The following is a 21,139-nucleotide window of genomic DNA, read 5'->3' as shown; positions in this document are numbered from 1 at the left end:
TGATAATCCGACGCCCGCACGAAACGCCACCGGCCTGAGTATTTTGCATCCGCAATTCCCGTTACATTGGGATGACCACCTGCGCTGACTGACCTTCAACAAAGGACCTCTCGTGTTTCATCGTTTTCAATCCGCACACATTTGGCGGCTGATTGCACTGTCGGCTTTGATGATTGGTTCGGGAATTCAGTCGTCGGTTGCGGTGTCAGCGGAAGACGCGGCACCGGTGGTGTCCCCGAATATTCTGTTGATCACGGCCGACAATTTGGGTTTCGGTGATTTACCGTGCTACAACCCGGCTTCGAAAATAAAGGCTCCGCATTTGGGGCGGTTGGCGAAGTCGGGCGCGAAGCTGACAAGTTTCTACACTGCGTCGCCCACCTGCACGGTGTCGCGAGCATGTTTGCTGACTGGACGCATTCCGCAACGGCACGGCTTGGATTATCAGTTGCCCGGTCTCGATGGGAATTACGGTGAGGGACTCAGCCAAGGCGAGACGCTCATTCCGGAAATTCTCAAGACCCCCAAACCGGCGTATGCCACCGCATGTTTCGGAAAGTGGAACATCGGTTTCGCGAACGGATCCCGACCGACTGAGCGTGGCTTCGATGAATTCGTCGGCCACGCGTCCGGCAACATGGATTACTACACCCACAACTACAACGGCAAGCACGATCTGTACGAGGGCACGAAAGAACTGCATCGTGAGGGCGAACACTGCACCGATTTGTTCGCCGACGCCGCGATTGATTTCATCCGTCGCCAGTCCCCAAAAGAACAGCCGTGGTTCGTCTATTTGCCGTTCAATGCACCGCACTTTCCGAATGCTCGCAACAAAGCTCCCGGTGAGCCAAACGAGTGGCAAGCTCCGGATTGGGCATTCAAGACTTACGGAATGTCCCCGGATGAACGTGATCCCGTCAAACGCTACCGAGCCGTCGTGACGGCGTTGGATGCGGCCATCGGTCGGGTGTTGAAGTCTTTGGATGATCTGAAAATCGCGGACGACACGTTGGTCTTCTTCTATTCTGACAATGGAGCGTTCAGGCTCGGCCGGACGGGGTTGGATGTTGGTTCAAACGATCCACTTCGCAGCGGCGGGGTCACGTGTTGGGAAGGCGGACTGCGAGTTGTAGCGATGGCTCGATGGCCGAAGAAGATTCCAGCGGGAATCACGATTTCCGAACCATGTTGGTCACCGGATTTGCTGATGACCTTCGCGACATTGACGCACGCGAAACTTCCGGCGGACGTCGTGTTGGATGGGAAAAATATCCTGCCGGTTCTGACCGACCACGCGAAGTCGCCCCATGAGTCGTTCTACTTTCGCTATCGAAATCATGCTGCGTTGCGAAAAGGGAATTGGAAGATCGTCCGCGAAAATCCGAAACGCTCTTGGCAGTTGTTCGATCTCCAATCCGATCCGCGTGAGTCGCAAAACCTCGCCGATGAGAAACCGCAAGTTGTTCAAGAATTGCAATCGGAACTCAAGAGGTGGGAACGATCGTTCTGAACCCGCGACGTCATCGTTCACCATGACTCGCGCGATTGCTACACTATCCGCGATTTTAAACTCAAACTTCGTGAGGACATCGCGTGCGTCGAGTGTGGATGGATTACGGTCTGATTGTGTTGGCGGGATTGATGTACGCGATCGCGTTGCATTACTTCGTGCTGCCATCCAAGGTGATTCTCACCGGCACGGAGGGGATCGCGACGGCGTTGTCGTATTATTTCGACAGCCAGTCGGTTTTCATTTGGTTGTACGTGGCGTTTCAGACAGTTCTTCTGACGTTTGCATTTGCGAAGGTCAGTCGTGTGTTTGCGTTGCGATCGCTGGTGGTCGTGGCGACGGTAGTGATCTCGTTGATGATCCTGCCAGAATTGCGGTTCGCCCAACCGGAACCGCAGAACGAACGAATCATTCTGGTGTTGTTCGGGGGAATTCTGGCGGGCGTGGCGAAATCGTTGGCGTTCAAGTATCGCGGTTCGACCGGCGATGAAGACATTTTAGCCGCCTATTTCGCGGTCAAATATCTGAAGCCGGTCGGTTCGATTGCGGTGTTCGCGGGGGCAGCTTCGACGGTATTTGGGTTGGCTTTGGATTTGGTCAAAACCGGTGAAGTCGAATCCGTCGTGAACACGTTGATGTATACTTGCGTGTATATTTTCGCCTCTGCGGAGACGCTGAACAACTTCTATCGGAAGTTCAAAATCACGATGCTCGTGGTGATCACACGGGATCAAAAGCAAGTTGGCGAAACGATTTCCGCCACGACGGAGCATCGCACATACACAGTGCATCCGGGCACGGGCGGTCGCAGTGGGGAATCATTTTTCATCGTCCGTACGATTCTCACCCATGAGGAACTGCCCGCGATGATCGATGCCATCGAAGCCGCGGACCCGGCGTGCTTCTATTACTTCCACGATATCGAGGGGATTTCCGGGCGGTATTACATCACGCCGATCGGATGACCATCGGGCTCGCGGTTTTGGTCTTGCAGCGATTTTGCAGATCGGATAAACCCCCGGTTCCATTCATTATGAACCCGTTCTGGAATTGAGAAGTTCGGTTGCACGCCGTTCTGGTGTGTGCCATGAAACGATCGTTTTCCGGAATTCGGTGCGATTAAATCCGAGACTTCGTTGCGGGAACGACGGGGATTCGGACACTCACACACGACACATTCATCGCGAGCAAGGATGCCCTCATGAGCCGATGGTCCCGATGCGCCGCGGCACCGATTGCGGTGTCGATTTGTGCCATGACCTGCGGCTGCGGTGCGCCGGTCGGGTTGCAAGTGGCCACTCTGTTTGAGCGCACGTCGCAAGCTGAGTCCATGGAAGCGGAGACTGCCGACGCGGACAATCCGCTTCGTCGCGAATTGGCAAAACACACGGTCGCGAAGCCGCCGGTGAAAACGTCGAAATCGACCGATTCGTCTTGGGACAATCTCGATGCCGAAACACGCGAGATGATCGACCGTGAACTCGCGGCAGCTGCTCCCGCCGAACGCAAACAATTGATGGCTGACCTGAAAGGTCTTGAGCCGCCAATGATCCGCCAGATTTTGCGGATTCGTCGGATGGTTCGCCAAGTGGAAGAGACGCCGGACTCTCGTATGCCAGTCATCAGTCCCGGGCACAGCCACTTCGCAGGAGACAATGTCCCGAACCGTGGGCAGTCGCCGATTCAATTGGCTGCTGCTGACGTTCCGCCGGCCCCAGCGAACGAACAAGGGCAACGAGGAACTGCCGATCCGTACGGTCACGTGCCGGGTCGCGTTCCGGCGAATGATCCCGGTTTGGGGGCCGTCGATCCGTGGGGACGCGTTCCCCGATCACAGTCCAAGCGAATTGTGGAAGAGTTGGCCAGTCCCGATCAGCAAGACTCCGGCGATGGCGTGTATCGAATCGGTCGCTCGCGAAACCCGGTGGAGATCACAGCAGACGGATTTTCCGAGTCACCCTCGCCATCGAACATTGTCGTTCAGCGACCGACCGCACATGGTCAACCGCGTCCACGAACACCGATGTCTGAAACGCAATCGGCGGGGAGACCGTATTACCCGAACGGGAATTTCTCACCGCAGGACGGACGTTTGGCCGGTGACCAATTTCCGCCTCCGCCGCGTGTGCCGAATTACTCGCAGACCGATGGCGATCCCTTCGCCCAACGTCCGCCATTACAGACGGCCAGTCGCAACCCCAACCAAGCAATTCCAGGAACGCTTCCTCGGGAATCGAATGTGCCGCCGGGACCGAACAACGTCGAAAACCCCGACGAGTTGGCCAGCGTGATTGCTCGGTATGAAACCGGGTTGCAATCGCTGCGATACTCCGATCAGGTGACACCCGAAGACCGCAATCGGTACATCCAACAGCACGTTTTCTTGCGGTTGCTGTACCTGATCGACGGGCAAGAAGAACGTGCACTCGCCGCGATTCCGGATATCCCACCATCGGACCGAGAGTTTTGGCAGCAAGTCTTCTGGGCAACCGCGAACTACTTCGACACGAACGCCATGCCCGATGCGGATTATCGAGCCACGCAGACGGTCGCTCAATTGCGAACCGCCGTTCGGCGTCTGCAAGAGAACGCCCGGTTGGAACTGCGGAACGTGGCGTTTTGTCACAAGATTTCCAGCTTCGGCAACTACGAACGCTTCGAGCGTGATGAATTCCGTCCCGGTCAGCCGGTGCTGCTCTACGCCGAAGTCGGCAACTTCAAAAGCGACGTCACGCCGGAGGGGCAATACAAGACGGTGTTGAAATCCCGAATTGAAATCAGCCGGGTGGGGCCGTCGGGTGAGGTTGTGGAGGAAATGTCCTTCCCGGCCACGGAAGATTTCTGTCACAACTATCGCCAGGATTATTTCCACAGCTACGAGTTTTCGGTCCCGCAGCAGATCTCCCTTGGGCCGCATGTGCTAGTCTTGACGGTGGAAGATCAGCTCAGCCAGAAAGTGGCGACGTATCGCCTGAACTTCATGGTCAAGTAGGGACCGGAGAAAAGCGAAACTCCGAGAACGGAATTCGGGTACACTTGGGAAAGTCGACCCGTCTTCCCACACCGGAGGTGTCCCGATGCGTGCGTTCCGTTGGATTCGAGTGACCGGGCTGGTCGGTCTCTGCGTGATGTTGCAGTCGGCATCGGCCGCGGAGACTGAATGGCAATCGTCCGCATTTCTGGGAGAACCGTTCGGTGTGGGGCACATCGAAGCGCAACTGAAAGACAACTTCCCCGCCGATCGGTCGTTTGTCTTCGATGAGCACAACAAGCGAGTTTTCTATCCGGTTGTTGTACGGTCGCTGCAAGACGAGGGCAGTTCGGTCGCGAAGTTGCGTGTGTACTTTCTTTTCCGAGGCGAAGAACCGCTTCATCTGGAATTGGCCACGACCCCGCCGACGCAACTCACCGTCAAACCGAACGACGACGCGACGAACCATCGGGATTTGCTGAAAACATGGTGGAAGCATTTTCCAAAACAGTTCCTGCGGAAGCAGCAATGGCATCGGGAGCCGGAAGCACTCGGAACCTACCTGACCGGGATGTTGGCCCGTCGGTTGGATTTGGATGAGGCTTACGGTCGTCGTCAAAGTTCGTGGTCTCGACGGACCGGAATTTTCGGGAACGAATGGTCGCACTTTGCGGAATTGGTGATCGGCACGCGGTCGGTCAAGGCGGCATTGCAGCGGGACACGTTGCTGAAGAGAACCGATGACGTTGAAATCGCCAATCAACCGCTACCAGAATCGGCCGAACTGCCGGCAGTGGAAATCCCCGAAGACTTCGCAGGCCGTGATGTTGAGGAGCTGGCGTACCATGTGCCCGAGGAATGTTTCTACATTCGGTGTGCCGGAGTAGCCGAGTACGGTTGGCTGCACAACGCGTTCGCCACGTTGAAAATGTTCTCGCAAGGTGTGCAGGGAGTGACGGCGGATTACACCGTCGATCCCGGAATTCACGCCAAGCTCGAAAAACAACTTGCCCTCAGACAATCAACCGCCGAAAACTTGCTAACACCACAGACGCTCAAACAACTGGCCGTGATTGGGACCGATTTCTTCGTCCGCGAAGGGGCCGCCATCGGGGTTGTGTTTGACGCACATGATTCAAAAGGTGTTGCCGATTGGATCAAACAGGAACAATCACACGCTCTCGAGCAAGAACCGCAAGCCAAACTTCAGACAGTTCAAATTGGAAAGACGAAGGGCACGTTCTTGGCGACGTCGGATCATCGGGTGCGGTCGTTCCATGTGTCCGTTGGTCGATTCCACTTGGTGACCAACTCTCGCAAAATCGCGGAACGCTTTGTGGAAATCTCGAAAGCCAACGGTTCGCTGGGAGCGCTTCGAGAGTACCAATACACACGAGCCGTCAAGTTTCCCGATGATCGAATTGGCCCCGTGTTCGTGTACCTTTCCGACGCATTCTTTCGCAACTTCATCGGTCCGCAGTACCGCATCGAAATGACACGACGAGCCAAAGCGGCTTCCGATTTAGAATTGGTCACGTTCGCTCAATTTGTGGCGAAGTCCGAAGGAGTTTCGGCAGATTCGGTCGGAGATTTGGTTTCAGCGGAATTACTCCCTGCGTCGATTCTCAGTCGTCCCGACCACAGTCAACCCACCCTCAAGAACGGACGTCCCACCGATTCGAACCGTGGCGGACGCGGGACGTTTCTGCCGATCCCTGATGTGGGAATTCAGGGCGTGACAAAGTCCGAAGTGGAATCTTACAAACGGTTTACGACGTTCTATCGGCGAATTTGGACGCGTGTCGATCCGGTGGCATTGGCGATCAATGAGGCACCCTCCGACAAACGGGGAACGATCCGACTGGTGTTCGATTTGTACGTCACGCCGTTCGTGGCGGGCCAATACGGAATGCTGGCGGCGTTTCTACCGAAGCCCGACGACGTCCACGTTCCCCCACCAACGGGTAGCATTCTCTTCCTCGACATTGTCTCCCCGTTGTTTGGTCGTCTCGACGAAGAGAGCCGTAAGGACCTACACCTGTTCGCCGGAGTTTTGGACTTTGAGGTGCCCTTCACCATCAAAAATGCCAAGGTCAAATATCCGAAGGTCGACGAAGAACGGTTGCCCGGATTCCTGGGGCAAACCAAGAAATCGGGGCTGGTGCAGTTGTTCGTTTCCGACCGAGACCGAGACAAGATCAAACGGGATGCCGACGGATACGGACAGTTCCGCAAGAATTGGATTCGGGTTTGGAATGACGATTGGCTTGCGATCGCTCCGCAGAAAGCCGTCTTAGAGCAGGTGACGCCGCACTTGAATGTGCAACCCGCTGCACGATCGGCTCAACTCCGATTGTCTCTTGGCGACGTGTCCCAAGCAAAAATTCGAGCCGCCGCTGAAGCTGAGGCTTACGTTCAAACGCGGCGGATGTCCGCGGATACGGCGATGTACCTTCATCGCTTGATGCAGCAACTTCACCTCGAACCGGCGGAAGTCCCAGAAGCGGCGAAGACGATCCACGAGGGACACTTGCTCGATCCACTCGGAGGCCAACTACAATGGGTCACAGCCACAGAAGACTCTCCGGGCGCCGGGTGGGTCAGCACGCATTGGCCGCACCGCAGTCGTTTCGCTGACACCGCCGTTCCGCCAGGGTTCTCGCACCCGTTCTTTGAGTCTTTGAGTGGTGGACTCATCGAACTGAGTTTAAATCGCAGTGAACGCTCTCTCAGTTCGCATGTGGAAATCGTGGTGCCGACGTCGGCGAAATTGAGCGAGCAAGAAACCCGCGAACGCTAATGGAACCGTACGAACATTGAGACGGCATCAAAAAAACGCGGTCCGTTGAGTTCAACCAACGGACCGCGTTGCGGAGACGGCGTTCATTCTTTTGTCGCAGCTATCGCACCGCCGGAGCCGGGGGGATGGCGGCAGTGTTTTGAGGGCGAGTGAGGGCTCGGTTGGGTGCGGCTTCCGACGGCTCAATGGGCGGAGCCGGTGCGGCCGGAGCCGTGACCGCTGGCGGTGCGGACGGCATTCCCTCAGGCATCGGATGCGAAATCACTTCTGGCTCGCGGTACTGCATCGGTTGTTGTGCAGGTGGCGTATGGTAGTGCACCACGGGCTTCTTCCGTCCGACTCGGAAGACGTTTCGCATAATCCAAGCGTTCTTTTTCTTTTCCAGTTCCCAGAGACGGCCGAAAAAACCGGCTTCAGCGGTCGAAACGCTGGCCGTCGCGAGAAACAATGCCATCACAACGAGAGTCCGCTTCCGCATCAAACTTTCACTCCTTGATTTCGAGGATGCACCGACTTCCATGTTGTCCGGCCCGGCGTCGGTTGGCGTGTTCCGGATCTTGGTTCGGCGAACGCCAGTGATTTGCTCCAGCCAGGCACTTCACGAATCGACATCCCACGCGAAACCGGTTCCGGTCATGACGAAGAAACCAGTCGGACTGACATCACCGGGGACCGACAACAAGCGTGATCCGGTCGTTGAACCCAATCCGAATAATCGGCACAATGCACACAGCTTTGGCAATTCCTATGACACACCGACGAGGAGATTCCTGATGATCCGTCTTCTTTTGCTGGCGATGGCCTTCGGATATTCATCCTCACAACAGGCGTTCGCTGAGGGCTTTCCCAAGTTTGAAGCCGTCACGATCGATCCGCACGCCGGTGAAGTCGTGTACGCCGTCACTGTGGCTGATGTGAACACCGACACCAAACCGGACATCGTCGCACTGACGGAAACCCAAGTGATCTGGTACGAATCACCGGATTGGACGAAGCACGTCATCCTCGATAACCAAACGCAACCCGACAACGTTTGCTTCGCTCCACATGACATCGACGGCGACGGGCAAGTCGATTTCGCCATCGGAGCCGGTTGGCTGCATGGCAAGAACACCGGAACGATTCAATGGATCACTCGCGGCGAAAACCCCGATAACAAGTGGAACGTGCACTTCATCGGCGAAATCCCCTGGACCCACCGCATGCGTTGGGCGGATGTACTCGGCACCGGAGAAGAGCAACTCGTCGTCAGTCCGCTCAACAAAACCGAAGGCGACGGTGTCAAACTCACCGCGTTCGCCATTCCCGACGATCCCAAAACCGATGCGTGGCCGCGAACCGTGCTGGATGGTTCCCTCAACAAAATGCACAACCATTGGCATGTGGGAGGCCGATCGAAATTGACACTGACCGCCAGTGAAGAGGGCGTTCATCTGGTCATGCGGAAGCGGGGGCGAGATTCGCAAACTTCATCGTGGAACATTCGGAAACTGCCGAATAGCAAAGCGGCTGGTGAAATCAAATATGGCTTCCTCCGGGAAGGCAGCGTCAATCTCATTACCACAGTCGAACCCATGCATGGCAATAGTCTTGTCGTGTATCCGCACCCGGTGATTCTCCCCGGTGGTCTTGAAAGGGACCCGGTGCAAAAACGGATTGTTCTCGATGACACACTTGGTCGCGGCCATGCCCTGTGGACGGCAGACGTCGATGGTGACCATGGGGATGAAATTATTCTTGGTCACAGCGACCCTGCCAAAGGAAAGATCAAAGGCCCTGGTGTTTACATCTACGATGCCGACGACGAGACCGGTACCAAATGGACCAAACACGTCATCGACAACGGCGGGATTGCGACCGAAGATTTAGTCGCCGAAGACCTCAACGGTGACGGCAAAGTCGATATCGTCGCCGGCGGTCGTGTGACTCACAATGTGAAACTCTATATTAATCGCGGGGCGTCAGCATCGAAGTAAACGTGCATACTCCGGCACCGAAACGCTTGCGAAGTTTCGTTTGTGTGTCCTTGCTAATCGCGTTTTGTGATAAGTCTAGTGCTAGCAGATGACTCAAGTGCGGAGACTTTAAAATCGCCTCCGCCGCCGCATCGGTTAGCTCGTTGTTGGTCAAACTGAGGATGCGTAGACTCTGTAGCTGTTCCGAATCGGCTAGGATCGAAACACATTCATCACCGAGTCGACAGATATCTAGCTTGAGTGTTTTCAAGTTCGGTATCTGAGCAATTCGCCGAATGCCATCTTCGTTCACCGCATGACCTTTTAGGGCAAGCCGCTCCAGTTGCATGGATTCCGGATGCGGAAACAAGTGTGTCGCGATTGATTCATTCATCGTCATACCTAACGACTGAATGGCTAGCGAACGAAGTTGGGCGAGTCCCGGATGCTTGCCGATGGACTGTAGACGTCGTTGTCCTATCGGTTGAACAGAACCAAGGCTGTTTAATATTAGGTTTTCCAAATGAGGAAACTGAGAACGCGAAAGTAAGTTGTCAACTAGATCCTCTTGCAACTCTCCGATTCCCAGTTCAAATGTCCGCAAGGACGAGAACACACCACTAGCGAAGAGCGAATTCCAATCAACTTGATTTCGCCAAGTTTGCCCAACGATTTCAAATTCATGCAGGTTTCGCGCAGCTAGCTCTGTGAGAAAGCTAAGAAGTTGCCGGTCTAACTCCCACCAAGTCAGGCGGAGTCTTTGTAGTGACTTCATCTGCGACGCAGTCATGAGTTCTCGCCATTCTTGAACGGTCATTTCTCGAATACTTAATGACAGCTCTCGTAATCCAGTCCACTCCTCAGCGGCAACAAAGTCTGAGACATACTTCGAAGACATTGCCGTGATAGTCAACACACGAATTGGTGCAAGTGAAAACACTTTCTGTCGTCGGGCTAGAAACTGTTTAGAACCTAGCTGCACATTCTCGACAAACCCACGATAGAATTTCGGGTTTTGAGTCAATCGGCCGAGTGGTCCTAGCCATTCACTCTTGTAGCGTTTGAGGAGTGTTTGCTCGCGTTTGTAGAGCGGGCGAAAACGCTCATCTTCTTCGGTCAGCGGGAACAACTCGCATTGCACACGGATGAGTTCGCCCCGCGGATCGCCCTGCTCGTCCAACCAATCCGCATATGCAAGTCGCGGCAAATCGTCGTCGGGATCATCGAGGACGGCTTGCAAGAAGGATTGTTCAGCAGATGAGGACATCAAACGGTTCTCTCGATTGTATTCTCTGATCTTCGACAGCCTGTCGATTGAAACCGTAACCTGTCAACCAATAGAAGCCAAGTCGGCTCACACGCACTCGAAGCAAAAACACCGACTAACTACGGCCGAATTTGCACACACCTGTCCCAAACCGCTTTCGCAGTGCTTTCTTGGTTTCTTTGCTCAACGCATTTCTTGACAGATCCAGGATGACCAAATCGTTCCAATAGGGAGACTCTAAGATCGTCCGGGCTGATTTGTCGGTCAGTTCGTTGTCGACCAAACTCAACACTCGCAAATTCTGTAGACGCTCCGAGTTTGCCAAGATCGATACACCCTCGTCTCCGAGTTTGCCGTGTTCAAGTCGTAGCGTCGTCAAACGCGACATCTGAGCGATCCGGTTGGCATCGTCAGCGTTCATTGGTGCGACGGCAAGCTGCAAACGCTCCGTCTGCATAGCGTCTGGTTGTGGAAACAGGAGTGAAACAATCGAACGGCTTGAGGTTAGGCCGCGAAGTGAGAGGTTCAGCGATCGTAGTTCCCGGAACCGCGGATGATCCCCCAACCACTGGAACGCCTTTCGCTTTCGACGGGTTTCGTAGCCGTACCCGAAATACGGGTGATCGACAGTCAAACTCTGCAAGTAGGGGAAACGTGTCGATGACAGGACGCCTTGGATAAAATCGTGTTTAAGGTCGTTAACGTGGATTCCTGTCGAACGCAGGTTCGAAAGAACACCACTACGAAACAAAACGCCCCAGTCCCAGAACGTCCACGGCCAACATCGTTCGCGGAATGCAAAATCGAATTCTTGTAAGCCACGTGCCGAAAGTTCTGTGAGGGAATTCAGGTGGTGCATGTCCATGCCCATCCAGTTGATCTGTAGTTTCTTGAGAGACGCTAGCCTGGGCGCGGTGATGAGCTTCTCCCAACGGAGGTCGGTCATCTTGCGAATGTTAAGCGTTAGGTCTCGTAGACGGCTGCACTCTGGAGCGGTTCGAAACTTTGTCACGTGCGTTGTCGTCATGCCTGTGAGTTTCAATCCGCGAATGGGAGTCAGTGAGAAAATCTGCTGCTTTCGTTCCAAGAATTGATTGGCTCCCAGTGTGATGTTTTCCACAAATCCACGCGAGAACTGCGCATTCTGAACCCAATCCGCAAGCGGTCCCAGCCACTCATTCTTATACAGTTTGAGCAATGCTTGTTCACGTTTGTAGAGTGGGCGAAACCGCTCGTCTTCTTCTGTCAGAGGAGACAATTCGCACTGGACGCGGATCAACTCACCTCGCGGATCACCTTGTTCATCGAGCCAATCCGCATACGCCAATCGCGGCAGATCGTTTTTGGGATCTTCCAAGATTGCTCGCAAAAATGACTCATTGGCCACGGCGGACATCGAATTGTTTTCCCTAGTTTTGCATAGATGGCCGGGTTAACCTGCATGCTGTATATGAAGGCATGATCGAGATAACGCGAAAACACACACGAAGGTTCAGCGAAAATGCGGCTCGGACTGATCAACTCCGCTTGGGCTCAAGCCGGGCGGGATGCGAAGTGGGGGATTCAGAAGACGAAGGAAATTGGGTTCGATTCGATCGACATCTTCACCGATCCGCTGGATATCGATGTCCGCGAACGGTGTCTTATCAAACGGGAGTGCGACCGAGTCGAGTTGCCGATTGTTTCGATCTGCTGTGTCGCGGTCGGTTTGATTGATTTCAATCCGAGTGTGCGGCGGTTTCACTTAGAGCGTGTGAAAGCCTATCTCGATTTGGCCTACGAGTACGAAGCCGAGAATGTGCTGCTTGTGCTGGGGGAATACATCTGGAATCGCGAAGTCATTCCGCCACCGGAGCAATGGCAAGCCGGTGTGGACGGCTGCCGAGAACTCGCGGACTATGCGGCCGATCGGGATCTGAAAATTGCGTTGGAACTCGAACCGTTTCCGTTGTCGCTGCTGAATGATGTCGACAGCATGAAACGGTTTCTCAACGACGTGAATCACCCGGCGTGTCAGGCAAATATCGATGTCTCGCATTTGGTGTTGAGTGGCGTGGAACCGAACGAGTTGGAAAAACTGCGAGGGCAAGCTATTCACGTTCATATCTCGGATTGCGACGGTCAGGTGCACGGCGATTTGCCGCCGGGGCGTGGCGTTGTCGACTTTCCGCCGTATTTGGAAGCCATCAAGAGTTTGGAAATCGACGGCTGTATTTCGATCGAACTCGAGTATTCCCCCGATCCCGACCGAATCGAAGAATGGGTCACCGAGGCGTACCGGGAGACCGATCGACTGATGCAAGCGGCCGGGTTGCGGACACCATCATCGTCGCTTCGGTGATGGCAACGGCACGGTCAGCGGACGAATCCACTCCGCATGCCACAGGTTGCGGGGGGCTTTCAGGAGATTGAAGTTCGGATCGACCAGCGGTTGCGGGATTCGTCCGTTGAGCGACACCATCGAGTCGGCAAACACGCCCGTCGGTTCCTCGCCAGCGTCGCGAACTCGATCCGCAAGATACCCCGCCAATTGCAAGAGCATATCCGGTTTGGTGGCGGCTGAGCGCAGTTGATGACTTGTCACATCCACGTCCACGTTTGGTGGATCGGTGACGGTTTCTCCGGTGACATCGGTGGCGGTCATGACGAGTTGGAATTCCGGATATCCCAATTCCGGATTCCATTGCGGTGCGAGTTCCCATTCCAACAGCAAGCCCGATTCGGTCGGCACTTTGAGCGTGAGCGAATCGGCGGACTTGTCCCGCAGTTTCATATGCCACGCGAACCGATGCCCTTCCTCGGTCCAACTGACATTGCCAGGATACAACCAATGACGCAACGGCACCAAACACTGCACGCCGACCCAAACCGCAAGTGAGGCCAGAATCCATCGCTGCCGACTCGGTGATGGAATCGGCCATGTGGATTTCTGGGATTGCTCGGTCTCGTCAGAAATCGCAAGCCAGTCGGATGGCAAAAAGACAACGGAGGCGGCCATCATCAGCCAAGGAAAGACGCCGATGTGGAATAACGTATCGTTCGTCAAATGAAATGCAATCGCGGCAACAAATGCGGGAATCCGGGTTGGCTTCCACAGCAATGCCGGCACGATGAGCAAGTCAAAAAGCATCCCGCCCCACGCAAACGCATAGACGACCGGTTCGGACACCGGACCACCAAAGTGTTCTGCCAACCAGTACCGAATCGGTTCTCCCCGCAGCCAATCCGGATTGATCTTTGCCACCCCACCAAAGAAGTACGGCACGGCAATCTGAAAGCGGAGCAACCAGAGCGTCCAAGCCGGAACACGGGTTGTTCGCAGTTGAGGACGCAGCAGGACATCCAACGAACCGGCTCGGTGCATTGGAAGAAAGATCATCAAGAAACTCAGCGTACTGATCAAATAGAAGTGATTAAGGTACGTCGTTTGATCGAGTAGGAACACATACGTAAACACGAAAAAGAACAGAATGGTCGCTATTCGATAACACAGCCCCAGGGCGATCATCGCCGCCAGGATGCCCCAAATGATGAAGTGAATCCGCATGCCATCGCCCGACCAAGCGTGGATCCACGAGAACCCGAAATACTTAAAGTAGAACCCCGAGTTTTGAAACTGAGTAAAGAACCAGTTGTAACTCAGATAGCGATAGGCTTCCCACACCATCACCGCACCGAACGCAATTCGTAAATAGACGAGCATGCCAATATCGATCGGTTGGAACAGTCGCTTGGTCCAATGCAGTTCGCTCGTCGATGCGGTTGAATTCATGGTCCGTCGATTCAGGAAGCAGAGTCAGGTTTCGGTCGCAAAGAACGCGTGAAACTACTCCCACGACGTTCCGCATTCGGGCATGTTGGTTGTGTCCTGATTGTAAAAATACGCCACAACCGGGGTTTGATGATAGGGCGACTCTAATTCGATCGGCCCGCGTCGGTACAAGTCTTCGTTGACGGCCTCAATGTCATCAAGCCGTTGCAGGCAATATACATCGACGGCATAGAGTTCGCCTCGAATGGACTTTCCCGGCTCCGACGCCAACAACCCTGGGTAATCACCACAATTGACCAGCCGATATTTTGGCACCGTTTGGGCGTCCCCAAGGAACTGCTGATTTGCCAATGCCGACGCCCGGCAGAACCCACGTTTGAGGGTGCCGTAGACGAACACAAATGTGGAGGCGTCGGTACGCATGGCATCGGTGGTGGGGAAAACTAAGACGCTTCCGGTCGTGAATGAAACAACCGGTCAGAGTACTCGCAAACCATCAGGCTCGCCAGTCGATTGGCCACGTGGAACCAGCCGATTCCAGCGAAAAGTTGATCAGAACGGATCACCCGGCGCGGTTGATGATGGCGATGCCGGTGGCGACGGAGATACCGGAGAGAATTAGCCATGGCGAGAGCGGGTCGCCTCGGAATAGGTAAGCGAAGAATATTCCAAACAACGGTGTTGCCACGCTGTAAATTGCGACTTGAGCAGCCGTGTAACGAGTGAGCAACACCGCTTGCACGCCGAAACAGAATCCGCCCACGACCACGCCCTGATAAAGCAACGCCGTCAGCGTCACCGGGTTTTGGACCGCTTCGATCAAGCTCGGCAGATGGACATTCTCGACCAGCGGGCTACAAACAAAAAAGAGCATCGCCCCGATGATGTCATGCCAAAACATCACGGCGGTCGGCTCGGCATTCATCACGGCGTGTTTTGTGTAGATCACCTTCACGGCGAGGATGACAGAACTCGCCAATAGGAACAAATCGCCGGTGAGCGTCACCGGGTCTTTCACCGTATGTTGGGAGTCGGGCGTGCCGGCAACGAGAATGATCAAACCACCGGCCGCTGCGCAGGCAAGACCCGTCAGTCGCGAAGAATCCAAACGCTGCGATCGCAAGATAAAATGTTCAATTCCTGCGATCCAGAACACAAATGTATTGATGAGCACCGTTGCATGGGAGGCACTGGTCTGGCGAATACCCCAGTGAAACGTTCCGATCTGCAAGAACAGCAAAACCCCCATCCAGGTGGCAACTTTCCAGCCGTGTTTGGTCAGCTTGAGAGAAACCCGTTGCCCCTGGCACCAGAAGAACATAAAGACCGATGCCAGGAAGAAACGAATCCCCGCCGCCATGATCGCCGGAACGTCATCGATTGAGAACGTCACTGCGACAGCGGTCCCGCCCCAAAATGCAGCCGTCAGGAGTGTGACCGCTGAGGCGGACCACGTCATTGGCTGCGGACGGTTGGTGGGTGTCCAGTTCACTTTGATCCTTCGGGAGTATCGCAAAAAAGATTTCAAATCGCGAAGTCAAGACGGGCGATCGCAGCGCATGTGTAACTGACTTTCGTCTTGAATGCCAAGGGGGTGGCGAAGTTCGAAAACTGGTTTCCACGTGCAGATCGTTGTGGTGGTGGGCGCGTCTCAATTCGACGGATCCTCGCGAAGTAGGTCAAGCTCGGAGGCTCCAAAACCGGAAAATTGTCAGGCTAATTAACTCATGAACACACAATCGATCCACATTTTTTCCGAATTCGGGAGTTGACCATGTCGTCGACCGCTCCGAATAATTCCCGATAACAAGAAAGACAGCCGTCGACAGTGTTTGTTTACAAGTGCCGACCGCGAATCGACTTACATCAATGTCTAGCAAGATGAGCAGCCTTTGAATTCATAGCAATATGTTGATGCGACCTCTTCGGATTGGTTTTGTGACGCCCCGACTTGAAAGAATTTTTGGAAAATTTTTGGGGATGGCTATTTTTCGGTTTGAAGCGGCGAATGTTCTGGTAGCATTCTCCGCTCAGACGAGCATCACTAATCGCGATTTCAATCGAAACCGCGAGCATGGGGTTTGGCAAGCGAACTGACTCGCACGCTGGTTTCCATGTGAAGTGTGATGCTTGGTTCTCCGGAATTGAAGGGATGCTGCAATCGAGAACCTGCTTTCAGGCCGTAACCAACCAGTTCAATAAGTTCCGCCGAATGGAGTTCTATCCATCCGGCTGGGTGACTCGTGCCAGCCGTATTCAGCGGCGGACTGGTCTGCAGGTGCGGTTGCAGAACAACCCTTCCCAAGGGGGGCGTCAGTTTTGAGGTCACGCAATTAACGGGACCTCGAGTGACAGATGAATGAGTCATCACGAATTGATGACGCCCGCAGGGGGCAACCCTGCATAAGCTTTTGTGAGATGTCATCACGTGATGAGTCTCAAGGTCTATTTTGAGTCAAGAGTCGAACATTAGGCATGCGGTGGCGATCTCCGTAGCCTTATTCGTGCAGGGACGTGCGAATCGTTCCGGGTCCTTATTTTCGAGGATGAACCAGTGCATTTTGAAGACGGCCAGCAGGCATTAATTGAGCGTGCAGAAGCGGTCGGTCAGTTGACATTTCAGGAGATCGACGCGTATCTCCCAGACGAGGGGGGCGATCCGACGTTGGTGGATCAATTGGTTCTGGCTTGTGAAGAAGCCGGGCTGGAATTGATCGACTCGCCGGAACCGACTCCACCAGCCCCACCGGTCAGCGAAGCCGATGCGGCTCGTGCCGAGGCGGCTGACGCCCGACGGATGAAATCACTGCTGCCTCCGGAGACTGCAGCGCTTTCGTCCCGTGATCCGATCCGCATGTACCTGAGCCAAATGGGCAACATTCCGTTGCTCTCCCGCGAACGGGAAATTTTCCTGGCCAAGCAAATCGAAATCACCCGAAAGCGTTTCCGACGCAAAGTGATGGAGTCGGACTTCGCTCTCAAGCAAGCCATCGACATCCTCGATAAAGTCGCTTGCGGCGAGTTGCCCTTCGAACGGACGCTACGAACCAGCGAAACTGAAAACGTTCAGAAGGAACAAATCCTCGGTCGGATGCCGCACAATCTGAAAACGTTGAAGCAGCTGATGAAGCTCAACGAAGAAGATTACGCGATTGTGACATCGGCGGACTGCAGCGACGAAGAGAAGAACGTCGCCGCCGAACGGATGACGATTCGTCGTCGTAAGATGTGTACGCTGTGCGAAGAACTTTCTGTTCGTACACAACGTTTGCAACCGATCAAGAAAAAGATGGAACAGGTCTCCGATCGCATCGGTGAACTGCAACGTCAGATCACAAGTTTGCGAGCCCACCGTCGTGGTGCTTCCGAAGCGGAAATCCTTCAACGCGAACTCGATGATTACGAAACGATGACGTTGGAATCCGCCGACGATTTCCAAGCCCGCATGCGGGAAGTCGGACGGCGTTACCAAGCCTGGACCGAAGCCAAGCAACAACTTTCCGGTGGCAACCTGCGATTGGTGGTTTCGATCGCCAAGAAATATCGTAACCGTGGTTTGTCCTTCCTCGACCTCATTCAAGAAGGCAACGCCGGCTTGATGCGGGGCGTCGAAAAGTACGAATACCGTCGCGGCTACAAGTTCAGCACCTATGCAACTTGGTGGATTCGCCAGGCCATCACGCGAGCCGTCGCCGACCATGCCCGGACCATCCGAATTCCGGTCCACATGTTCCAAAGCATTTCGACTTTGAAAGCCAAAGCCGAAGCGATTCGTCAAGAAACCGGTCGTGATCCCAACATGGAAGAACTGGCGGATGCCGTCGGTTTGACCGTCGAGGAAACCGAACGGATCATGAAGACCTGGAAGCATCCGATCAGCTTGGATACGCCGGTCGGCGAAAGTGAAGATTCCAGCTTCGGTGATTTCCTCGAAGACTCCAGCGAAGGCAGCCCCGCCGATTCCGCGATGCATCAAATGCTGCGGGACAAAATCGAGCATGTCCTTCGTAGTCTGACCTACCGCGAACGCGAAATCATTCGTTTGCGTTACGGTCTTGGCGACGGGTACAGCTACACGCTGGAAGAAACCGGTCGTATCTTCAAAGTGACTCGCGAACGGATTCGGCAGATCGAATCCAAAGCCCTGAAGAAGTTGCAGCACCACACCCGATCCGACCACTTGCGTGGATTCGTCGATCAGGACGCTGAATTCGAAGAAGAATTCGAATCAGCAGACGAGCTGGAAACCGTGGGCGCCTGAGAGGACGCAAACCAACTCGAATGACGCCTCAGCGAGTTGCGATCATTGGATTGAACCGGACGGGAATGCATTGGCTTCAACAATTGCATTTCCGCCCGGATTTTTTCGTTGTTGCCGCTTGCGAAACTGAATCGCTCCTGCGGAGTGCCGCGACTCGGCTTTGTGAATCGGTTATCGATTCCCCCGATGATCTCGCGTTGCTGGAATGGGACACTGCCTTAGTCTGTAACGCCAACCCCAAGAACATCCAACCACTGCTGTTGGCCGGTCGGACGGTGGCGTTGTCATTGTCGACAGAAATCACGGCGGTCGATCTAATCTCTCTCAGATCGGAGGCCGTTCGTCGTGATTGCCGATTGATGATCTTTCGCTCTGATCATGCAGATGCGGAGTTTTCGGCAGTGATGGCAGCGGTGTCTACCGAGGACTTTGGTCCGCTTCGGTCAATCCGACGCAGCATTTGCTCAGCGGGTGTTGTTCCGCCCGAAGCCGGTTTGGAACCAGAACCATTTGCGGATTTTGCGTTGACGGATTTGGCCCAAGCGTGGGACCTGTTGCATGTCGGTGATCGAAGTCATCGCGACATGACCGTGCAAGCAATTCCGCTACCGGGGATGGATGGCGAAGCACGGGGCGGGTATTTGCTGCTGCTTCGGGAACGGGGGGGCTTGACGATCGAGATTCGTCGCAGTACCCGATCAGTGATTTCCGAGGACACGGGTTGGCAAATCGCGGGAACGCATCGCGGATTTCGTAACCATGCCCAAGTCGTCCGTACTCCCGAAGATGAAATCTACGAACTACCAGCGAGTGCGGTCGATCTGATTGATCCGCTGGATTCGCTTCAAGAACCGATCGTCCCAAATACCGTTTCGACAACGACAGAGTTGCTCAGGTGTTTCGCCGTCTTGGAGGAATCGTGGAGAAACGGCGGTGCAGCGGAGATGTTTATCTCGGCCGAGTAACAGACCGTGTTCCGGTCTCCTGTTTCCTCGCTTCCACGAGACAGAACCCGCGACGATCACGAGCGAACTGTTCTGACGGTCGTTTAGCCCGCTTTTTTCTGGGCGGCTTGTTGTGCTTGCAGCACAGGGAGCACTTCGGCAATGACCTTCCGCATGTCCGCGATGATGCCGGCTTCGAGTTCCGCGGTGGAAATGCCGTCACATGCATGCACGCATGCGGTGATGCGTCGCACCAGTTCGCGGTGCTCGGGCGTGTCGACTCCGTGAAGTTCACCCTCGTGTGAGAGGATAAATTCCGGTGTTTGCTTCGCGGCCAGCACGGCTTGCTCGGAAGCGTCCGGTTGGGGAGTGGGCTGGCCGGTATTGAGTTCGTTCGACTGATTCATAGGATGCGTTTCCTGCCGGAAATCCATTTCGGAAGGAGAACGCCATGTTATATGGACGTCCCTGTCCATCCTCATTATCGGCACAAACGGCATTCAAGATGAGGCCGACTTGGAATGTTTGTGACGATTAGACCGTTTTACGGTCTTCGATAGCTGAGGGGGACGTCAAAAATGCCTGCATATTCTGGACATCAAGAGATTGATGCCGCTGCACCCGAAAATGAATTCCTGACGACACGAGAACGCTTGGGAATCAACTGGATTGCTGAAGTTTCGCTAGGCTGCGGAACGGTGCAAGAGTGGTACACGTTCGATGGCGCGGTTCAGTGCTTGTTCGCAAAGTTCACCGAGAGACAAGCCCACTTTGCGAGCGGCTTTCGGAATCAGGCTGTGATCGGTCAGGCCGGGAACGGCGTTGATCTCCAACACCCACGGTTCCAAGTGGCGATCCAATCGCAGGTCCACACGCGACAATTCCTGAATGCCAACCGATTCCGCCGCCTGAGCAGCAACGTACTCGAGATGTCGCAAAACTCGCGGTGGTAGTTCCTCGGCGAATTCGTATCGCGTGTGGGAGTCGGAATACTTGGCCTCGAAGTCGTAGAACGAACGAGGTGTCTCGATGCGAACCGGCGGCAACGTGCGATGTGGCAAGATTCCGACGGTCCACTCTGTGCCATCGACGAACGATTCCAACAGACCGTGTTTCCCGAAATGGAAACACTCGGTGAGGGCCGCGGGCAACTCTTCGGCGGATTGGACGATCGACACGCCCAGGCTCGAACCCTGACGATCTGGCTTCACGACCAACGGGAAGCCAATATTCCGGGCCAACCATTCGATGCGTTCGGCGTCATCGGATTGATGAATCACCACGCTTTCCGGAGTGGGCACGCGAGCGTGGCGGAACCGTTCTTTGCAGGCGGATTTGCTAAACGTCAATTCGGCGGCCACGGAATCACACCCGGTGAGCGGGACGCCAAGCGATTCAAGAATCCGTTGTACCCCGCCGTCTTCACCGAATTCGCCATGCAGGGCATTGAAAGCAACGTCGCGGGGTTCCCAAGCAAACTCAGTCAGCTTAGATTCGTGGGGGTCGAGCCAAACCACATGATGCCCACAGATTCGCAGAGCCGTGAGCACTGCTCGACCGCTGGCCAAGCTAATGTCGCGTTCGGCGGATGCTCCTCCGCCTAAAACCACAATACGCCGGTTTGCTAAGGTTGTCATCGATCCGATCCTCCGTGAT

General features: G+C 54.8%; 16 protein-coding genes. 8 read left to right on the top strand and 8 right to left on the bottom strand.

Annotated elements, in window-relative coordinates; all coding sequences use genetic code 11:
• Nucleotides 1–112 precede the first annotated feature (112 nt).
• From G6R38_RS18475 to G6R38_RS18460, 4 genes are all read left to right on the top strand, one after another.
• The gene (locus G6R38_RS18475) at nt 113–1,513 is read left to right on the top strand and encodes a sulfatase-like hydrolase/transferase (RefSeq protein ID WP_166829559.1); all 1,401 of its coding nucleotides are present in this window, start codon (nt 113–115) and stop codon (nt 1,511–1,513) included.
• Nucleotides 1,514–1,611: 98 nt separating this feature from the next.
• Complete coding sequence (locus tag G6R38_RS18470; RefSeq protein ID WP_166829556.1) at nt 1,612–2,478, top strand: YitT family protein; 867 nt, start codon at nt 1,612–1,614, stop codon at nt 2,476–2,478.
• Nucleotides 2,479–2,714: 236 nt separating this feature from the next.
• A complete protein-coding gene (locus G6R38_RS18465) occupies nt 2,715–4,505 on the top strand; it encodes a hypothetical protein (RefSeq protein WP_166829553.1) in 1,791 nt (596 codons plus the stop codon).
• An 85-nt stretch (nt 4,506–4,590) separates the two neighbouring features.
• On the top strand, nt 4,591–7,284 hold the full coding sequence (locus G6R38_RS18460; RefSeq protein WP_166829550.1) for a hypothetical protein: 2,694 nt from the start codon (nt 4,591–4,593) through the stop codon (nt 7,282–7,284).
• 100 nt (nt 7,285–7,384) lie between these two features.
• On the opposite strand, the gene G6R38_RS18455 is transcribed toward G6R38_RS18460, so the two are convergent.
• On the bottom strand, nt 7,385–7,762 hold the full coding sequence (locus tag G6R38_RS18455) for a hypothetical protein (RefSeq protein ID WP_166829547.1): 378 nt from the start codon (nt 7,760–7,762) through the stop codon (nt 7,385–7,387).
• A 295-nt stretch (nt 7,763–8,057) separates the two neighbouring features.
• On the opposite strand from G6R38_RS18455, the gene G6R38_RS18450 reads away from it, so the two are divergent.
• Nucleotides 8,058–9,260 (top strand): FG-GAP repeat domain-containing protein, encoded by a 1,203-nt coding sequence (locus tag G6R38_RS18450; RefSeq protein ID WP_166829544.1) that lies wholly within the window; start codon nt 8,058–8,060, stop codon nt 9,258–9,260.
• Here G6R38_RS18450 and G6R38_RS18445 read toward each other — a convergent pair.
• Both G6R38_RS18445 and G6R38_RS18440 read right to left on the bottom strand, forming a co-directional pair.
• Nucleotides 9,232–10,506: a TIGR02996 domain-containing protein gene (locus G6R38_RS18445; RefSeq protein ID WP_166829541.1), complete on the bottom strand. Its 1,275-nt coding sequence runs from the start codon at nt 10,504–10,506 to the stop codon at nt 9,232–9,234. The two genes, G6R38_RS18450 and G6R38_RS18445, sit on opposite strands and share 29 nt — an antisense overlap.
• A gap of 115 nt (nt 10,507–10,621) precedes the next feature.
• A complete protein-coding gene (locus G6R38_RS18440; protein ID WP_166829538.1) occupies nt 10,622–11,902 on the bottom strand; it encodes a TIGR02996 domain-containing protein in 1,281 nt (426 codons plus the stop codon).
• 105 nt (nt 11,903–12,007) lie between these two features.
• Here G6R38_RS18440 and G6R38_RS18435 point away from each other — a divergent pair, with 105 nt between their 5' ends.
• Nucleotides 12,008–12,847: a sugar phosphate isomerase/epimerase family protein gene (locus G6R38_RS18435; protein ID WP_166829534.1), complete on the top strand. Its 840-nt coding sequence runs from the start codon at nt 12,008–12,010 to the stop codon at nt 12,845–12,847.
• Here G6R38_RS18435 and G6R38_RS18430 read toward each other — a convergent pair.
• The 3 genes from G6R38_RS18430 to G6R38_RS18420 form a co-directional block, all read right to left on the bottom strand.
• Entirely contained in the window at nt 12,830–14,278 is a 1,449-nt protein-coding gene (locus G6R38_RS18430) for an HTTM domain-containing protein (RefSeq protein WP_166829530.1), read from the bottom strand. The genes G6R38_RS18435 and G6R38_RS18430 overlap by 18 nt on opposite strands.
• A gap of 54 nt (nt 14,279–14,332) precedes the next feature.
• Nucleotides 14,333–14,701 (bottom strand): gamma-glutamylcyclotransferase family protein, encoded by a 369-nt coding sequence (locus G6R38_RS18425; protein WP_166829527.1) that lies wholly within the window; start codon nt 14,699–14,701, stop codon nt 14,333–14,335.
• 139 nt (nt 14,702–14,840) lie between these two features.
• The gene (locus tag G6R38_RS18420) at nt 14,841–15,770 is read right to left on the bottom strand and encodes a DMT family transporter (protein WP_166829524.1); all 930 of its coding nucleotides are present in this window, start codon (nt 15,768–15,770) and stop codon (nt 14,841–14,843) included.
• A gap of 1,062 nt (nt 15,771–16,832) precedes the next feature.
• On the opposite strand from G6R38_RS18420, the gene G6R38_RS18415 reads away from it, so the two are divergent.
• Entirely contained in the window at nt 16,833–18,539 is a 1,707-nt protein-coding gene (locus G6R38_RS18415; RefSeq protein ID WP_166829521.1) for a sigma-70 family RNA polymerase sigma factor, read from the top strand.
• 65 nt (nt 18,540–18,604) lie between these two features.
• Nucleotides 18,605–19,504: a hypothetical protein gene (locus tag G6R38_RS18410; protein WP_166829518.1), complete on the top strand. Its 900-nt coding sequence runs from the start codon at nt 18,605–18,607 to the stop codon at nt 19,502–19,504.
• A gap of 83 nt (nt 19,505–19,587) precedes the next feature.
• On the opposite strand, the gene G6R38_RS18405 is transcribed toward G6R38_RS18410, so the two are convergent.
• Together G6R38_RS18405 and G6R38_RS18400 are read right to left on the bottom strand one after the other, a co-directional pair.
• On the bottom strand, nt 19,588–19,890 hold the full coding sequence (locus tag G6R38_RS18405) for a hypothetical protein (protein WP_166829516.1): 303 nt from the start codon (nt 19,888–19,890) through the stop codon (nt 19,588–19,590).
• A gap of 276 nt (nt 19,891–20,166) precedes the next feature.
• Nucleotides 20,167–21,120 (bottom strand): D-alanine--D-alanine ligase family protein, encoded by a 954-nt coding sequence (locus tag G6R38_RS18400; RefSeq protein ID WP_166829513.1) that lies wholly within the window; start codon nt 21,118–21,120, stop codon nt 20,167–20,169.
• Between the last annotated feature and the right edge of the window lie 19 nt (nt 21,121–21,139).

The sequence above is a fragment of the Thalassoroseus pseudoceratinae genome (assembly GCF_011634775.1).
GTDB classification, from domain to species: Bacteria; Planctomycetota; Planctomycetia; order Planctomycetales; family Planctomycetaceae; genus Thalassoroseus; species Thalassoroseus pseudoceratinae.
The sequence above is the reverse complement of the archived record's forward strand: the minus strand, read 5'-3'. Positions and strand labels throughout refer to the sequence as shown.

Bases quoted from the DNA above. Each gene is read 5' to 3' on its own strand.
- G6R38_RS18470 (WP_166829556.1), top strand. From the start codon at position 1,612: ATGGATTACGGTCTGATTGTGTTGGCGGGATTGATGTACGCGATCGCG.
- G6R38_RS18465 (WP_166829553.1), top strand. From the start codon at position 2,715: ATGAGCCGATGGTCCCGATGCGCCGCGGCACCGATTGCGGTGTCGATT.
- G6R38_RS18460 (WP_166829550.1), top strand. From the start codon at position 4,591: ATGCGTGCGTTCCGTTGGATTCGAGTGACCGGGCTGGTCGGTCTCTGC.
- G6R38_RS18455 (WP_166829547.1), bottom strand. From the start codon at position 7,762: ATGCGGAAGCGGACTCTCGTTGTGATGGCATTGTTTCTCGCGACGGCC.
- G6R38_RS18450 (WP_166829544.1), top strand. From the start codon at position 8,058: ATGATCCGTCTTCTTTTGCTGGCGATGGCCTTCGGATATTCATCCTCA.
- G6R38_RS18445 (WP_166829541.1), bottom strand. From the start codon at position 10,506: ATGTCCTCATCTGCTGAACAATCCTTCTTGCAAGCCGTCCTCGATGAT.
- G6R38_RS18440 (WP_166829538.1), bottom strand. From the start codon at position 11,902: ATGTCCGCCGTGGCCAATGAGTCATTTTTGCGAGCAATCTTGGAAGAT.
- G6R38_RS18435 (WP_166829534.1), top strand. From the start codon at position 12,008: ATGCGGCTCGGACTGATCAACTCCGCTTGGGCTCAAGCCGGGCGGGAT.
- G6R38_RS18430 (WP_166829530.1), bottom strand. From the start codon at position 14,278: ATGAATTCAACCGCATCGACGAGCGAACTGCATTGGACCAAGCGACTG.
- G6R38_RS18425 (WP_166829527.1), bottom strand. From the start codon at position 14,701: ATGCGTACCGACGCCTCCACATTTGTGTTCGTCTACGGCACCCTCAAA.
- G6R38_RS18410 (WP_166829518.1), top strand. From the start codon at position 18,605: ATGCATTGGCTTCAACAATTGCATTTCCGCCCGGATTTTTTCGTTGTT.
- G6R38_RS18405 (WP_166829516.1), bottom strand. From the start codon at position 19,890: ATGAATCAGTCGAACGAACTCAATACCGGCCAGCCCACTCCCCAACCG.
- G6R38_RS18400 (WP_166829513.1), bottom strand. From the start codon at position 21,120: ATGACAACCTTAGCAAACCGGCGTATTGTGGTTTTAGGCGGAGGAGCA.